Origin of the sequence: Cohnella candidum, assembly GCF_003713065.1 — a bacterium.
GTDB lineage: Bacteria > Bacillota > Bacilli > Paenibacillales > Paenibacillaceae > Cohnella > Cohnella candidum.
Genome location: NZ_CP033433.1, coordinates 1,579,793 through 1,594,102, shown reverse-complemented (window position 1 = coordinate 1,594,102; position 14,310 = coordinate 1,579,793). Strand labels below are relative to the sequence as shown.

Annotated in this window: 11 protein-coding genes and 1 pseudogene; 2 read left to right on the top strand and 10 right to left on the bottom strand. The window is 51.0% G+C overall.

Annotation, left to right across the window (positions count from 1 at the left end; all coding sequences use genetic code 11):
• Positions 1–241 precede the first annotated feature (241 nt).
• The 5 genes and pseudogenes from EAV92_RS07405 to EAV92_RS07385 form a co-directional block, all read right to left on the bottom strand.
• Complete coding sequence (locus EAV92_RS07405; protein WP_123040472.1) at positions 242–4,381, bottom strand: carbohydrate-binding protein; 4,140 nt, start codon at positions 4,379–4,381, stop codon at positions 242–244.
• A gap of 374 nt (positions 4,382–4,755) precedes the next feature.
• Positions 4,756–5,973, bottom strand: a complete 1,218-nt coding sequence (locus tag EAV92_RS07400; protein WP_123040471.1) for an MFS transporter — start codon at positions 5,971–5,973, stop codon at positions 4,756–4,758.
• Positions 5,974–6,040: 67 nt separating this feature from the next.
• Positions 6,041–6,616 carry a TetR/AcrR family transcriptional regulator gene (locus EAV92_RS07395; RefSeq protein WP_123040470.1) on the bottom strand — a complete coding sequence of 192 codons (576 nt, stop codon included), beginning with the start codon at positions 6,614–6,616 and terminating at the stop codon, positions 6,041–6,043.
• 106 nt (positions 6,617–6,722) lie between these two features.
• Entirely contained in the window at positions 6,723–7,223 is a 501-nt protein-coding gene (gene lspA, locus EAV92_RS07390; protein WP_123040469.1) for a signal peptidase II, read from the bottom strand.
• 78 nt (positions 7,224–7,301) lie between these two features.
• Positions 7,302–8,233 (bottom strand): annotated as a pseudogene (locus tag EAV92_RS07385) (aldo/keto reductase).
• On the opposite strand from EAV92_RS07385, the gene EAV92_RS24435 reads away from it, so the two are divergent.
• The gene (locus tag EAV92_RS24435; protein WP_164472662.1) at positions 8,197–8,604 is read left to right on the top strand and encodes a TetR-like C-terminal domain-containing protein; all 408 of its coding nucleotides are present in this window, start codon (positions 8,197–8,199) and stop codon (positions 8,602–8,604) included. The pseudogene EAV92_RS07385 and the gene EAV92_RS24435 sit on opposite strands and share 37 nt — an antisense overlap.
• A gap of 37 nt (positions 8,605–8,641) precedes the next feature.
• On the opposite strand, the gene EAV92_RS07375 is transcribed toward EAV92_RS24435, so the two are convergent.
• The 5 genes from EAV92_RS07375 to EAV92_RS07360 all read right to left on the bottom strand — a co-directional run bounded on the left by EAV92_RS07375 (position 8,642) and on the right by EAV92_RS07360 (position 12,692).
• Positions 8,642–9,085, bottom strand: coding sequence for a cell wall hydrolase (locus tag EAV92_RS07375; protein ID WP_123040468.1), 444 nt, complete (start codon positions 9,083–9,085; stop codon positions 8,642–8,644).
• 101 nt (positions 9,086–9,186) lie between these two features.
• Positions 9,187–10,323: a hypothetical protein gene (locus tag EAV92_RS07370; protein ID WP_338134402.1), complete on the bottom strand. Its 1,137-nt coding sequence runs from the start codon at positions 10,321–10,323 to the stop codon at positions 9,187–9,189.
• A 33-nt stretch (positions 10,324–10,356) separates the two neighbouring features.
• Positions 10,357–10,920, bottom strand: coding sequence for a Rieske (2Fe-2S) protein (locus tag EAV92_RS25105; protein ID WP_338134401.1), 564 nt, complete (start codon positions 10,918–10,920; stop codon positions 10,357–10,359).
• Between the two features lie 46 nt (positions 10,921–10,966).
• The gene (locus EAV92_RS07365) at positions 10,967–12,427 is read right to left on the bottom strand and encodes a glycosyl hydrolase family 18 protein (RefSeq protein WP_164472661.1); all 1,461 of its coding nucleotides are present in this window, start codon (positions 12,425–12,427) and stop codon (positions 10,967–10,969) included.
• A gap of 52 nt (positions 12,428–12,479) precedes the next feature.
• Positions 12,480–12,692 carry a DUF378 domain-containing protein gene (locus EAV92_RS07360; RefSeq protein ID WP_123040466.1) on the bottom strand — a complete coding sequence of 71 codons (213 nt, stop codon included), beginning with the start codon at positions 12,690–12,692 and terminating at the stop codon, positions 12,480–12,482.
• 146 nt (positions 12,693–12,838) lie between these two features.
• On the opposite strand from EAV92_RS07360, the gene gtfA reads away from it, so the two are divergent.
• Complete coding sequence (gene gtfA / locus EAV92_RS07355; RefSeq protein WP_123040465.1) at positions 12,839–14,305, top strand: sucrose phosphorylase; 1,467 nt, start codon at positions 12,839–12,841, stop codon at positions 14,303–14,305.
• Positions 14,306–14,310 lie beyond the last annotated feature (5 nt).

Genomic DNA, 14,310 nt, shown 5'->3' with positions numbered 1-14,310 from the left:
TGCGTTCCCTATTTTACCCAAAGTTTATAATTATCTTACTCGAAAGACGATCTCATTCCCAGTCTGGTTATCCCTAATCGGTGTACCGAAAAACCTTCCAAAACCTATTAGGAGGGTAATGCAAGCTATTACAAAGGAGTCCTGATATAGTTACTCACACAAAACGTCCCCGCACCGAAGCTCCATCGGTACGGGGACGTTTTGCGTTATTGTTAGTCGCCACTTGAAAGGGCATAGTCGGTTACTTGCCCAGAATAGCGCTCCACACCTCAATGAGTGCGTTAATGCTCCGATTGAGCGTTGTCTTTGCTTGATCGGACACCTCTTGCTGCTTCTTCTCTTTATTCAGCTCTTTCAGCAAATTCTCAAGATGCTTGATCCCCTGTTTCCAGTCCGGCTTATTTTTGGTGACCGCATCTGTTGCATGCTCAAGCTCTTTATCCAGCAGTTTCCACGTCTTTTCGTCTAACTGTCCGGCTGAGCTAAACCAATCCAGCAGTTTACCGATGGCAGGAGCGTTAATGGGGGCTGGAAGAACCGTGAAATTGTCGTAGCTCGTTTCGTTCATGAACGTCCGCATGCCGACCTTGCCGTGTGTAAATGGATTGCCGCTGCGGTCCGTATAGTCGATAACCGGCTTGCTCATATCATCGACATACACTAGAATGCGGGCACCTTGCGCAACGACTTTGACATGCTTCCATTCGCCTGTCTTCACCTCGAGCGGCACCCCAGTTAAATAGGTCCAGCTGTAATTCAACTTGCCGAGATGAACGCCCTGTTTGTTCAGGTACGCGACATATCCTTGCACGAAGTCCGCATTGTTCTGATTCAGCTCCGTGCCGTGAGCCGGGTTGCTCGCCCTGAACAGAATGCCTCCGTCACCGGAATTGCTAATCAGCTTGATATCGGACTCCACGCTGTAATCCGACCAATTGGCATCCCCGATCATCGTCTTCGCGAAGCTGCCAACCGCTGCCTGATATTCGCCGGTATGAGCAACCTTCGGTTCGACCGGATTTTGATGAATTCGTATTCCTTGGAAGTCGAATTCACCTTTTACCGTTTCGACCTTCAAGGTATGTGTGCCCGCCGGGAGATAGACGCCTTGCTTCGTTGTTGTCGCCCAGTTCTCCCAGGTGACGGAATTCGGAACATCGACTTCACCGGTTAGATCGGTTGCATCGTCGAGCCACAACCGGACCTTCGCGCCATCCATCGATGTAGCGGTCACGAAATCAACGTTGTACACTCCGGCCTTGGCAATATCTACGCTGTAGGCTAACCATTCGCCAGTAGCGTTCCACCCCACATTGTAGCTGCCGCCTGCATTACGGCGGATATCGACCGCATCATTCCGGTATTCCGAACCAATGTTAGCGGGAGTCAGATCATGGTAGCCCGTACCTTCGCCGCCCGTCTTATAATCAACAGCCTGGATAAAGCCGGGCAATACGTGTGGCTTATCGAATTGGGTGAGCGACAGTCTCGTCATGTCAAACTCGCCTTTAACAATTTCGACCTTCAATTCATGATCGCCGGCCGGCAGCAGGATGCCGGATTTCTTCACCGACTTCCACTTATTCCAGTCACCGGAAGCAGGGACGCCCAGTACGCCTGTTAAATCAGTCGTGTCATCCAACCATAACCGGACTTGTGCATCTGTGAACGTCGTCGCTGCCCACAAGTCGAGATCGTACATACCATCTTCCGCGACGTGGATGTTGTACTTGAGCCATTCGCCTGTTTGATTCCAGCCAACGATCTGATCGCCGGAAGCAGCGGATCGAATGTCGACGCTATCGCTGCGGTATTTGCCCCCAATATTCGCAGGAGTCAAATCATGGTAGCCTACTCCTTCACCGCCGGGCTTGTAATGCTCGGCTTCGATGATGCCGGGAACGGGTATCGGCTGATTCGTCCTCGTCAGCGCAATACCTGCAAAATCAAATTCTCCGCGGACCGTCTCGGCTTTCAGCGTATGCTTGCCTGCCGGCAGTGTAACGCCGGATTTGCGCACCACATTCCAGATGTTCCAGTCACCGGTCTTCGGAATGTCTACAACGCCGGTAAGATCCGTCGTATCGTCCAGCCATAGCCGGATCTGACCTCCATCCAGCGTAGTAGCCACTTTAAACTCTGCGTTATAGGTTCCGGCTTCCGCTACGTCAATGTTAAACTTCAGCCATTCGCCCGCCTGGTTCCAGCCGACGTTGTAACCGCCGCTGACCGGATTGGAGCGAATGTCGACGGAATCTCCCCGGTACTGGCCGCCGATGTTTTGGAGTGTATTATCATGATAACCGACGCCTTCACCGCCGGAGATATAATGCACCGTACCAATCGCACCCGGGATTGGATGATAAGCGTCGTAAGCCTGCTCTTCCTCGGCAATGTCGCTCTTCACGCTCCAGAAACCTTCATACCGCTGCCAGCCGTCATCCTGGCCATCATCGAAATTATCATAGAGAACCGGAACGTCGACGTGTCGATGGAACGTCAGCTTGTCCAGCGAGATCGTGCCTGATACGGCAGCGACCTTCAAGATATGCACACCTGCCGGCAGTTCTACACCATTCAACTGAGCGGTTTGCCATCCTGCATTTTCAGCATCAGTGTCTTCTGCCAGCTCAAACTCGCCTAACGGCTGTCCACCATCCAGAGTGAGTTGTACCTTGCTGCCCAGGGCTGCATCCGAATAAGAAAGATCGATATCGTATTTGCCTGTTTCCGCGATGTTCAGCCGGTATTGCAGCCATTCGCCCTTCTCGAAAGCGGTGACATGTGAGGTGCCGTCATTTGCTTTGCCGGTATCAACGCCATCACCGCGGTATTCGCCGATTGTACCCGGTGTCTGGTCGTGGTACCCGACCCCTTCGCCTCCTGACAGGTAATGAACGGCCTCAACTTGACCCGGAACCGGTTTCGCTGCGTCAAAATCGCTGCTGCCGTTCACATCGTTGCTGAAAGCGACATAACCGAAATTAGCCTTCGCGTTCTCCGTGACGTAACCGATGCTGCCGCCGCCAAGCATCACGCTGCGCGTCTGCTTCAGCATGCCGTCGACGTAGATCTTGAAAGTATCTCCTGCTTTCTCAACCCGGATATTGTGCAGCTTCGTATAATCGTACCCATCTGGCAGCGAGCTCGCCACCCATCCCAGATCGACGCCGTTCACCCGGAACTGCGTCTGCAACGAATTGCTCCCCGGATCTAACAACGCAGTGCCGAAATCGTTATCGCCCTTGTAGGAAAATACGATTCCGAGCCGCGAGTCACCGATATTGCTGGAATCAGCCAGGTGCAGGTTAAATTCTGCCGTATAGCTGTTTCCGGCCGCAGCAGTGGTCAACAGTCTGCTATTACCGGCGGCTTGCATCCGCAGAAGGCCGGAATCAATCCTCCAGCTGGCACCGTCCTCATTCGTCCACGCCGGGCTGAGTTCCGCGCCATTGAACCGGTCTTCGAAATCCGGCATCTCCGGATCCGGCTGATCGGTTGCCGTCGGTCCGAGCACAGACATTTTATCCCCGTTGAACACGATCCGGTCCATCCCCATATGGCGAAGAGGGCCGACAATGCCCTTTCCTTCGAGATTGTGGTAGATGATATAGCGGGCATCCAGGTTCGGGCCAATAACGACCGTATTATGGCCGAGACCGACGGTCGGACCTTCCGTACTAATCAGAATCGGGTTATCCTTATCACGCACGAATCCCGTGAGCGGGTTTGTGCTAACCGCGTAGTCGACCCGATAGCCTTTGCTGAATACATGGTTGCCGGTATACGTCATATAGTATTTGCCGTCGCGCTTGAACAAAGTAGAGCCTTCCGTCCAACCGTTCATGCTCGCACCTGTACTGATGTCGTTGCCAATCGTCGTTGGCGTAGGCATCGGAGCCGCGAGAATTCCCGATCCGCCCGCATGATAGAAATACCACTTGCCATCATCGTCAATGAAGACGTCGCCATCGATCGAATGACCCAAATTGCCCGTCTGCACCGTGAACGGACCGGTCGGGCTCTCGCTGCGCAGTACGTAATGACCATTGCCGGCTGGAGAGGTATACATGTAGAAGTATCCGTTCCAATATACGACTTCAGGAGCGTAGGCTCCTTTCGTAACCGGATCGGTAGCAGCCAATCCTCCATAGCTCCAATTGACAAGGTCTGGCGAGCTCCACACTTTGACCCCGATATCGGTATCTCTCGTGCTCACATACAAATAATAAGTACCGTTAAACTTCAGCACGTAAGGGTCGCCAAGTCCATATTGTCCCCATTCGTCCGGCAGCGATGCTGGATTCTTATAGGCGAATGCCGACTGAGAGGCAAACAAGAGCAGCACACACAGCAAAACCGTTATACTTCGTTTCAACATCAACTTATCACCTCATCGATTTGGTTTAAGCGCTTTCATAGATGAATGATCGTAATGATCTTCACCTGATACCGTTGTCTCATCACCTCTATTCTTCCGAAAATATTGTAATACATCGTGAGTATATCGACTTTTTTCAGGAAAAGTCAACTTTTGTTACAATATTTTTGAATGATTCAATGGAATATCAACTAAAACAGTTTTTAATACAATATTTTTGTAATAAATGAGATAACCATAGGCGGTTCTTGTCCTCTGACTCTTCAAATCAGCCTTCTCATTTCAGCATATAAAAATGCCGGCCACGTTGGCCGGCATTTTTGAACTAACGTTTCCCGTTAACTTTGAACGTGTGGATTACTCAACTCTGTTCCTCAATCAATTAGATTTTGCTTCCGTACTCTCAAAAACTCCGTCGCATAATACACTATGGCGATGGCCGGTAAGGCGATTCCGATCAGCAGTGCCGCCTCCCAGCCCCCCTTTGCGTAAGCCCATCCCCCTGCCGCTGAGCCGATAGCGCCACCTAAAAAGAAAATGGCCATATACAAACCGTTAAGCCTACTGCGAAATTCCGCCCCCAAAGAGAAAATCACCCGCTGCCCGAGAACCATGTTGGCGGAAACCCCCATGTCAAGTAAAATCGCCGCAACTACGAGGATGGGGACTGCGAGTGCAGAACTTGATGGAACCAGCAAGGGAAGCAGCACGGAAACGATAACGATGGCCAGTGCCCATCCCGTAGCCGGGCGAACCCATCCACGGTCTGCCATACGGCCCGCCGCTGGCGCTACAATTGCCCCCATTACCCCGACTAATGCGAACAGAGCGACTTCCTTCTGAGTGAAATGAAACGCCGGACTTGTCAATACCAACGGAACTGTAGTCCAAAACAAACTGAATGTCCCGAATACACAAGCATGATAAATGGCCCTCCGGCGCAATGCCGGTGTCGTCTTCAGCAGATGCAGCATGGAAGACAGCAGCGCCGGGTAAGCTGTAGCGGTCGAAGGCTTCCTTGAGGGTAGTGCCTTTGCCAATACAAGAGCCAACGTGAAAATCAATGCTGCGGAGATGAAATATATGGCGCGCCAGCCCATATACTCCGCCACCAAACTTGAAATGGGACGCGCAAGCATAATCCCCAGAAGCAGACCGCTCATGACGTTGCCGACATTCCGACCGCGCACGGCTTCAGGCGAAAGATGAGCCGCATACGGCACAAGGATTTGCGCTGCTACGGAACCTACTCCGATCACGAGTGAAGCGGTGAGGAAGAGAATGGGGCTTTTGATTACAGCGGCACCTGTCAAAACGACGGCTGTTAGGAGCAATGATGAAAGGATCAACTTACGATTTTCCAGGATGTCTCCCAGCGGTACGATAAATAATAAGCCGATCCCGTAGCCGACTTGAGTCAACGTAACGATGAGTGCGGCAGCCCCGGCGGAGAGCCCGATGGTCGAACCGATAGAGCCTATCAATGGTTGAGCATAATAAAGATTTGCCGCTATGATACCGCAAGCGATTGCCAGGATAAAAATCAGCGATGGCGAAATCGATTTTTCCGTTGGAATGGAAGCTGATTGCATAAAAAGTCCCCTTTACTCACCAGAAATATTCTGGAACAGTCGTTCCGGAATGTGCAAAAAAAATGTTCTAAAGCATTTCCATCACCATGTCTATCATCTGCTGCATCTTGCTGTGGTCCCCCCGCACCTTCGCATCGATATTTATACTATGATTCAGGTTTGTGAGCAGATAAGATAAAGTCTTGATATCTTTCTCAGGCATGATTTCTCCCGTCTCCTGACCTTTGCGCAGCAGCTCGTAAAAGGATTTCTCCAACTCGTCAAACCGCTCTCTGATCAACGCATTCAGTTGCTCATCCGGCGAGTCCATGCCGACTGCTGCATTCGTAATGAGACAGCCCTTCGGCGAATCGCCGTCCAAGGCGGAATCGATGTGTACCTCGAAGTACTGCCGAATACCCGATTTTGCGGAAGTCGCATTGACGAGGAGGTCCCGTTTGGCTTGCTTCCACTTCTTGTACCAGTTGATCGCGTCGATATAAAGCGTTTGTTTGTCCCCGAACGTTTCGTACAGACTTGATCTGCTAAGATCCATGGCCTCCAGCAAATCGGGAATGCTTGCCGCTTCGTATCCCTTCTTCCAAAAAACGAGCATCGCATTATGGAGCACCGCTTCTTTATCAAACTCTTTGTAGCGTCCCATGGCTCTACCTCCGTTTCCGTAGGTACAGTATATACTTTTTGGAACAATAGGTCCAATATTTCAGGTATGAAAGTTTGCTCAAACAAAAAAGCTTGATTTCTCAAGCTTAAGGGCGATCTTCTGCGGTTTTTCGCTGGACATTTGTCCTCTTGTACCGTCCGTCGAGAATCGTATCCAGCAGGATGAGTACCACGCCGATGTTGATTCCGATGTCAGCAATGTTGAAAATCGGGAAGATATAGCTGCCGAATGTCAGCTTGAAGAAGTCGACAACCTCTCCATACAGCGCCCGGTCGAACAGGTTTCCGATTGCGCCCCCGAGAATCAATCCTAGCGCCGCCAGAAGCAGAGTTCTTCCCGAATTCCGATTCCTCTGAATGTACCATATGATGCCGATAACGACAGCGGTCGTAATTACAATAAAGAACAGCTGCTGGTTAGGCAACATGCTGAATGCCGCGCCGTTGTTCTTATATAGTTGAATTTTGAAAAACTCGCCGATCACTGAAATCTGATCGCCTACTTGCATGGTACCGGAGACGATTTTCTTCGTAATCTGGTCCAACGCAAACACGACGAGCGCAACCCAGTAATAATAGTATTTCACTACGTCTCCCCCACTTTGTTCCAACGTTGACGTCACTATTTTACCACATCCCCCTCTTCTGATGTGATCGCCGCTTTTTCACGAAAGAGATTTTAAGGCGCCCACGACGGGATGAGGCACATACGGTTCTTCAAGCGTTGCGATTTCTTCCGGCGTCAACTTGACCGACAGTGCCGGTACCGCTTCTTCAAGCTGGGATAAACTCGTCACGCCGATGATAGGAGATGTTACGGTCTCCTTTTGCAACATCCAGGCCAGCGCGATTTGTACGCGGGGAACGCCGTGCTGCGCCGCGATGGCTGCAACCCGTTCCGCGATCGGCCGATCGGCTGTCGTCATCGCGTCATATTTCGACTTCTGGGCTTGGTCGGTTTCAGATCGAGAAGTCGTTTCTCCCGGATCGCGCAACAATCTTCCGGATGCCAGCGGACTGTATGGAATCACGCCGATCTTCTCTTCTTTGCAGAGTGGGAGCATCTCCCGTTCCTCTTCGCGGTATTGAAGATTGTAATGGTTCTGCATCGACACGAATCGGGTCCAGCCATGCTTCTCCGCAACATGCAGAGCCTTGAGGAATTGCCAAGCAAACATCGCCGATGCCCCGATATATCTTGCTTTCCCTGCCTTCACCACATCGTGCAAAGCTTCCATGGTTTCTTCGATGGGCGTGTCGTAGTCCCAGCGGTGAATTTGATACAGATCTACGTAATCGGTTCCGAGTCGCTTCAGGCTCTTATCGATTTCACTCAAAATCGCCTTGCGGGAAAGCCCGGCGCCGTTAGGTCCCGGTTGCATGCGGAAATGAACTTTCGTAGCAATGACGACCTCATCCGGTTCGCGTAATCCTTTAAGGCCCTGCCCACAATTTCTTCGCTCGCTCCAGTCGAATACACGTTGGCCGTATCGAAAAAATTGATTCCGAGATCAAGAGCTTTTTTGATGATCGGGCGGCTGCGTTCCTCGTCGAGAATCCATGGATGCGTCCACCGGCTCGCATCGCCGAAGCTCATGCAGCCAAGGCAAAGCCTGGATACGTCCAAGCCCGTATTGCCCAATTTTACGTATTCCATATTCGTCATTCCTTTCTCTATCGACCATTCAATATTTTACTATATTTTTCCGCCAAATACCGGGAAGAAGCTATGCTCGCCATAATTCTGCACATTTTTGCAGCCGATTCCTCGAATTGGTCATTCAAGAGTATGAGGTTGGAGTCGATCTATCCGACGGAAAGAATCAAGGCTTAAACCAAGATGTTTTGCTTCAATTTTTCGGTGCTGCGGTCGTGGGAGCCGTGGAATGGTGGTTTAAAAATGGCATGCCTTTACCTCCCCGAGTCATGGCAGAACAAACAGGGATATTGTTGGATCGGAATTTTTAATCCATAAAAAAAGATCCGCGCCCAGCGCGGATCTCCATCAAAACGTGTTATATACATTTTCACATGTTTCCGCGGTCGGCTGATAAAAACAGTGCTTCTTCCAACGTCCAACGAACGGTTGATTATACCAAGTTGGCGGACATGGCCCGGGGTTCTGGTACGTTCCGGGACGGAAATACCATAGGGAGAATTTCGCCGGCCAATTCCGCTCCCCATTCACAGCCCGTCGAGCGAGACGGCGTACCTTGTCTCTCGCGCTTTGATAGAACATGCCATGTTGCAGTGCCTCGAACGCATGCGGCTGATAGATCATTTGGGGAATCGTCCGGATTCCTTTAAAATCGGAGCAGTTCGCCCGGATTCGGTTAATGCCGACATTGCCAACAAGGAGCATGCCCATTTCGCCTTCAGCCTCGGCTTCAGCTCGAAGCAACCTCGCCAACATATCAATATCCTGTTTCCTGGCTTTAACGACTGCCATTGACTCACCTCTTTGGTTTATAGCTCATCATATTGTAGGCGAATCATATGTGTTACTTCGGCAGTATAGACTCTCCACCACGAAGCTGCGCCCGCTCCACTTTACTCCTCTTCAAACAATTTCTCGCCGCGATGGAGGCGCCATGCAATCCTTGCCGTTTGAGGGGTTTCGCGGGCTGTCGGAGCATGCGCCGCGAGATAACGGGTAATCGCGAGAATCAGCGTTTCGCGGGCTTTCTCGGCGAACGAACCCGATTCGGAAGACCAGTGGTCAAATTCCGCCAAAGCAGCCTCGTACATCTGAAAGGTGTGGAAATCGGCATCTTCCCGAAGAAGTGCATGACCCAATACATTGAATAGGGGCTCCGGTTCACCGCCGCCGCGCAAATAGCGGGTTACCCATGCTCCTGCTTGCGCCACCTGCTGCCTTTTATCGAGAATATCAAGCAGTTCCTCAGAGTTCGGTATCGGATCGGACGGTACGGCAACGGTCGGTCTCGGCGCAGGTGGAATATTCAAAAAACGGTCGAGGTAAATCGTGGCTGCCGAATGGAAAATACCGCGAACTATCCATGGATCCGATGATCGGATCAAGCTTTCGTGAACGGCGTGGGCATGCGTAAAGGTGTGCAGCACCGAAATCCAATCCCCAAAATCGTTTTGCGTATGGAATCGAACGATCCGTTCAGCCGCGGCCAACGCGGTAATTTGAGCGATGCGCACCGGAGAGGTGCCGCCGAACAATGCTTCCTTCAATACGCGGATCGTCGTAAACGGATCGTCTCCGAGCAAGACTTGCAGAAGCTCATCGTCATCTATCCGCTTTTCCGCGGACACTTCCCCCATTCGGGACAATTCTTCGAAGACTTCTTTCAACGGCTGTACAAGGTTAACCGGAGACTGCCAGCTGTAAAGCTCCTCGCTTCGCTGGGCGTCACCGAACATCGGAACGAGCGATGCGAGAATATATTTACGCTGCTCACTCCCGACATAATTCAAGCTCTCGAATGCTTTGTTGTGGAAATCCAGCGCATGGCCGCCATTCATGTAATAATGGTCCGTTACCGCCTGGCTCATCATCTTGAAAAGCCCGTTTTCATCGCTCCCGCTCTGCAAAGCCGTAAGCAGTACCCGCTCGGCTCCGCCGGTATCCCGGACCTCCATGCAATCCCTGTACCATTTGGTTAATCGTTCTTCCGAGATGTCCGTATTCGGCAGCGGATCGAGCAGGAAACGCATTCCATTGCCGGACGAGTCGCGCGCCGTTCTCAGTTAACCATGATATAACGCCAATATACGGCCCTGTTTATCAAGCTTCGGCAGAACGTTCGCCATCGCAGTCAGAATCGTCAATCCGGAGCCCCATCCTTGACTGCGGTTCTTCACACCGAATTCGATCCCGATCGCTGCGATTTCCGTTTCGGTAACGCCCGCTTCTATTAATCCGACAATCGCTTTGGCGATGACGAGGCCGATATTTTGCTCAAGGCCGTTCAGAAGGCGGTCTTTATATATTTGAACTTGATTGCCGTTACGGGAATTGGGGTTCACCCACACCATGCCGTCATCAATGGATATCTCGTGAACGGGAACATCGTCCGCCCACGGGTCAAGCGTTCCGCCGCCGCATACGTCAAACCGGGCATGGTGCCAATGGCAAGTCAAAATTCCGTTGCATAAACTTCCCATGTGAAGCGGAAAACCGAGATGGGGACAACGGTTATCAAGCGCGTGCACATGGCCCTCGTGATGGAATACAACGATGCCCCCTTTGATCAGTTTCGGACCTTGTTGGTGTAGCTCATCTACCGTTCCCGCCTGTATCCATCCCTTCATGTGCACGCCTCCAATGAAAAAAACGAATGTATGCTTACTTCTAAAACTAGTTTTTACTCACCAGAACGCTTTTGCTGCTTTCGTACCAGATCACCTTGTAGCCGAAGCTTTCATATACCCAGCGCAAGGGCAAATAGGTCAGCCCGTCTTTTATCGCTGCTTTGGTGTCCATCGTCACCTTGTTACCGTCTACTTCTAATATATCGCTTCCGATACGGATCTTAACCGTTGTGTCTTCAAGAATGGCAGTGACCGTACGAGAGGCATGTTCGTATTCGATCTTGGCTCCAATGGTCTCCAGCGCTTTCCTTACCGGGATCTGAAGTCGATTCTGAACATCCGTATAAGGCATTCCCAATTTCTCTTCCGGCGAGTACAGCAACTCGCGATTGTCCACCACGATAAAATAATCGTCGGGCTTATTTAGTTCGTACCTGTGGATCATATCCAATGCAGCTTTCAGAGCGCTGGTTTCATCCCGGGTGTCTTCCTGTATATCGAAAAACATGATGCCGCCGCCTTTATTCAGAGAGAGTCTTGTTTTCTGACGGATCGTGTTGAGACCGTTGTAGGAGTCCGATTTATCGCCCGGCACGAAATCGAGATAAGCATTGGCTTTATCCAAAGCCACAATATGCCTGTATTGCTTCCAGCTTGGTCTGGCGTACAAGGGAATGCCGACAACGATACGGTCCGCGGACACGCCCCTCTTTTTCCAGTACTGTATGGATACATCCGCCAACCAGTAGGGACTGTGCTCCCCTCCCTTCAAATCGTAAGCCATGATATTCAGCCAATCCAAATTCTTAAGGGCTGTATCGGTCACGGATTGTATGTATTCTGCTTTCGAATTTGCCGAGACGGCGGCCGCCACGGCCGCGCTCAAGGTTTTGCCCATGGGGGACAAAACTTCTTTCAGGGCCAAAATAACACGTTCAAACTCGTCCGAAGATTTGGCATTGGGGTATTCCCAGTCAATCTCCACGCCATCCAGGTTGTAGGCCTCAACGAAATCCCGCACTTCCCGGGTAAACCGTCCAAGGGCTTCGTCATTGCCGGCAAGCGCTTCAAAGTGGCCTTCCAGCCGCTCTTTCCCGTAGTACACCCCTCCGACGGCGATGACGACTTTCACTCCATGCGCATGGCTCTTATCCACCAGTTCCTTTAATCTTTCGGGCTTGCCAATGGGATAGAGAGAACCGTCCGAAGCCGGCTTTAAAAAAGCGTAGATCAGGTGGGTCATTCCGTCAAATTGAACAGCATCATCAACTGAATCCATCAACGCGGGGGATTCGGAAAAGTATCCCATGACTTTAAAATTGCCGTTTTCCTTGCCAAAACTAACGTGCCGAGGATAAAGGGACGCCGCGAGGATAAACACCATGAAGGCTGCAAAAATCTTTCTTTTAATAATCGTATACCTCCCTGAAGCCATAATCGATTTTCCAATCGTTAGACGCATAGGCTGCAGGTTTGTTGCATTTTTTTCCAAAAACAAAAAAACCACGCAAAGCGTGGCTCTTATCCTAAATGTACTTGTCCTGACCAACGCAACCTTCTTACGTTCTTACCCTTGCATCATCCGCGAATAAGTATCTGATACTGATCAACCCGCTAAGCCCGACTAAAGTATAAACAATTCGACTGAACCAAGAGGATTCCCGATGAGAATCTCCCCCGAACAATGCCGAGACCAGGTCCCACTCGAACAAGCCGACAAGAAGCCAATTCAACGCTCCGATGATCACAAGCGTCAACGCGATTTTGCCCATCCTTTATCACCTTCTGAGGAAAATTACTTACATTGACAATATGCGTTAATTTTCCGAATTCCATACCTTTGACGATGGCCGCGAATAGAGTTATCGTAATTGAATGGCCATGCCACTAACTTTGTACGACATATGGAGGGTTTCCCATGGCACTGAAAAATCAGGTGCAGTTGATCACGTACCCCGATTCGCTCGGCGGGGATTTAAAATCGTTAAACCAAGTGCTGAACGCTCATTTTACCGACATCTTCACGGGCGGGGTCCACATCCTTCCTCCCTTCCCTTCTTCGGGAGACCGCGGCTTCGCGCCGATGACCTATCTGGAAATCGAGCCGGCTTTCGGAACATGGGAAGACGTTCGGGCGATTGGCGAACGTTTCGATGTACTTGTCGACTTGATGGTTAACCACATTTCTCAGAAATCGGAGTACTTCCAGGACTTCCTTCAGAATGGTCGCGACTCGCAATACGCGGACCTCTTCCTCACGTTGGACAAGCTGTGGCCGGACGGCGAACCCGTTCAGGAAGATATCGACAAGATGTTCCTGCGTCGGCCGCGGCCTTATTCGACCTTTACGATCCAAAAAAACGGCGAACAAGAAAAAGTCTGGACCACGTTCGGCAAGACGGATCCTTCCGAACAGATCGACCTGGACATCCAATCGGAAATGACGAAGGAGCTTCTGGCCGCCTTCTTCCGGAACTTCAGCAAGAACAACGTCAAGATCGTTCGCTTAGACGCGGTCGGTTACGTCATCAAGAAGCTGGGCACCAGCTGCTTCTTCGTGGAACCGGACATTTACGGCTTCCTCGATTGGATCATGGACCTGGCGAAGTCGCACAACATCGAGCTGTTGCCGGAAGTGCACGCCCACTATTCGATCCAGTTCAAATTAGCCGAACGAGGATATTGGATTTACGACTTTGTCCTGCCCTATCGGATCCTCGCAACGCTGGTGACTCGCTCCGGCGGAGCTCTCGCCGACTATCTGCGGAACCGTCCTTCCAATCAGTTCACCATGCTCGATTGCCATGACGGCATTCCGATCATTCCTGATCTGGACGATCTTTTCGATACGAATGAAGCCAGGACAGTCGTGGAAAAGTGCCTGCAGAGAGGCGCCAACCTCAGCTTGATCCTAGGTGAGGAACATAAAGCTCCGGACGGCTTCGACGTGCATCAGATCAACGGAACTTACTACTCGGTTCTCGGCTGCGATGACGACGCTTATTTGGCCGCTAGAGCGATACAATTTTTCGCTCCCGGCATTCCGCAGGTTTATTACGTCGGGCTGTTGGCCGGCGAGAACAAGAACGAACGGGTCTCGCAAACGGGCGACGGACGCGAAATCAACCGTCACAACTATACAGTGGAAGAGATTGGACAATCGCTGGATAAGGATGTCGTACAACGGCTTCTGCAGCTGATTCGGTTCCGTAACCAGTACGATGCGTTTAACGGGGAGTTCAAGGTGATGGACACTTCGGAAGAAATCAAGATGCGATGGAAAAAAGGAGATACAGCCTGCGAGCTCTTCGTCGATCTTCGCACGATGCGGTCTGTTATCCAGTATACGGACGAAAACGGAAGCTTGGCTGAATATATCGTCTAGTCGTT

What these genes read in the sequence shown, in the direction of transcription:
- EAV92_RS07370 (WP_338134402.1), bottom strand. Translation starts at nt 10,323, where the DNA reads ATGCGTTTCCTGCTCGATCCGCTGCCGAATACGGACATCTCGGAAGAA.
- EAV92_RS25105 (WP_338134401.1), bottom strand. Translation starts at nt 10,920, where the DNA reads ATGAAGGGATGGATACAGGCGGGAACGGTAGATGAGCTACACCAACAA.
- EAV92_RS07400 (WP_123040471.1), bottom strand. Translation starts at nt 5,973, where the DNA reads ATGCAATCAGCTTCCATTCCAACGGAAAAATCGATTTCGCCATCGCTG.
- gtfA (WP_123040465.1), top strand. Translation starts at nt 12,839, where the DNA reads ATGGCACTGAAAAATCAGGTGCAGTTGATCACGTACCCCGATTCGCTC.
- EAV92_RS07360 (WP_123040466.1), bottom strand. Translation starts at nt 12,692, where the DNA reads ATGGGCAAAATCGCGTTGACGCTTGTGATCATCGGAGCGTTGAATTGG.
- EAV92_RS07395 (WP_123040470.1), bottom strand. Translation starts at nt 6,616, where the DNA reads ATGGGACGCTACAAAGAGTTTGATAAAGAAGCGGTGCTCCATAATGCG.
- EAV92_RS24435 (WP_164472662.1), top strand. Translation starts at nt 8,197, where the DNA reads ATGGATGCGTCCACCGGCTCGCATCGCCGAAGCTCATGCAGCCAAGGC.
- EAV92_RS07405 (WP_123040472.1), bottom strand. Translation starts at nt 4,381, where the DNA reads ATGTTGAAACGAAGTATAACGGTTTTGCTGTGTGTGCTGCTCTTGTTT.
- EAV92_RS07375 (WP_123040468.1), bottom strand. Translation starts at nt 9,085, where the DNA reads ATGGCAGTCGTTAAAGCCAGGAAACAGGATATTGATATGTTGGCGAGG.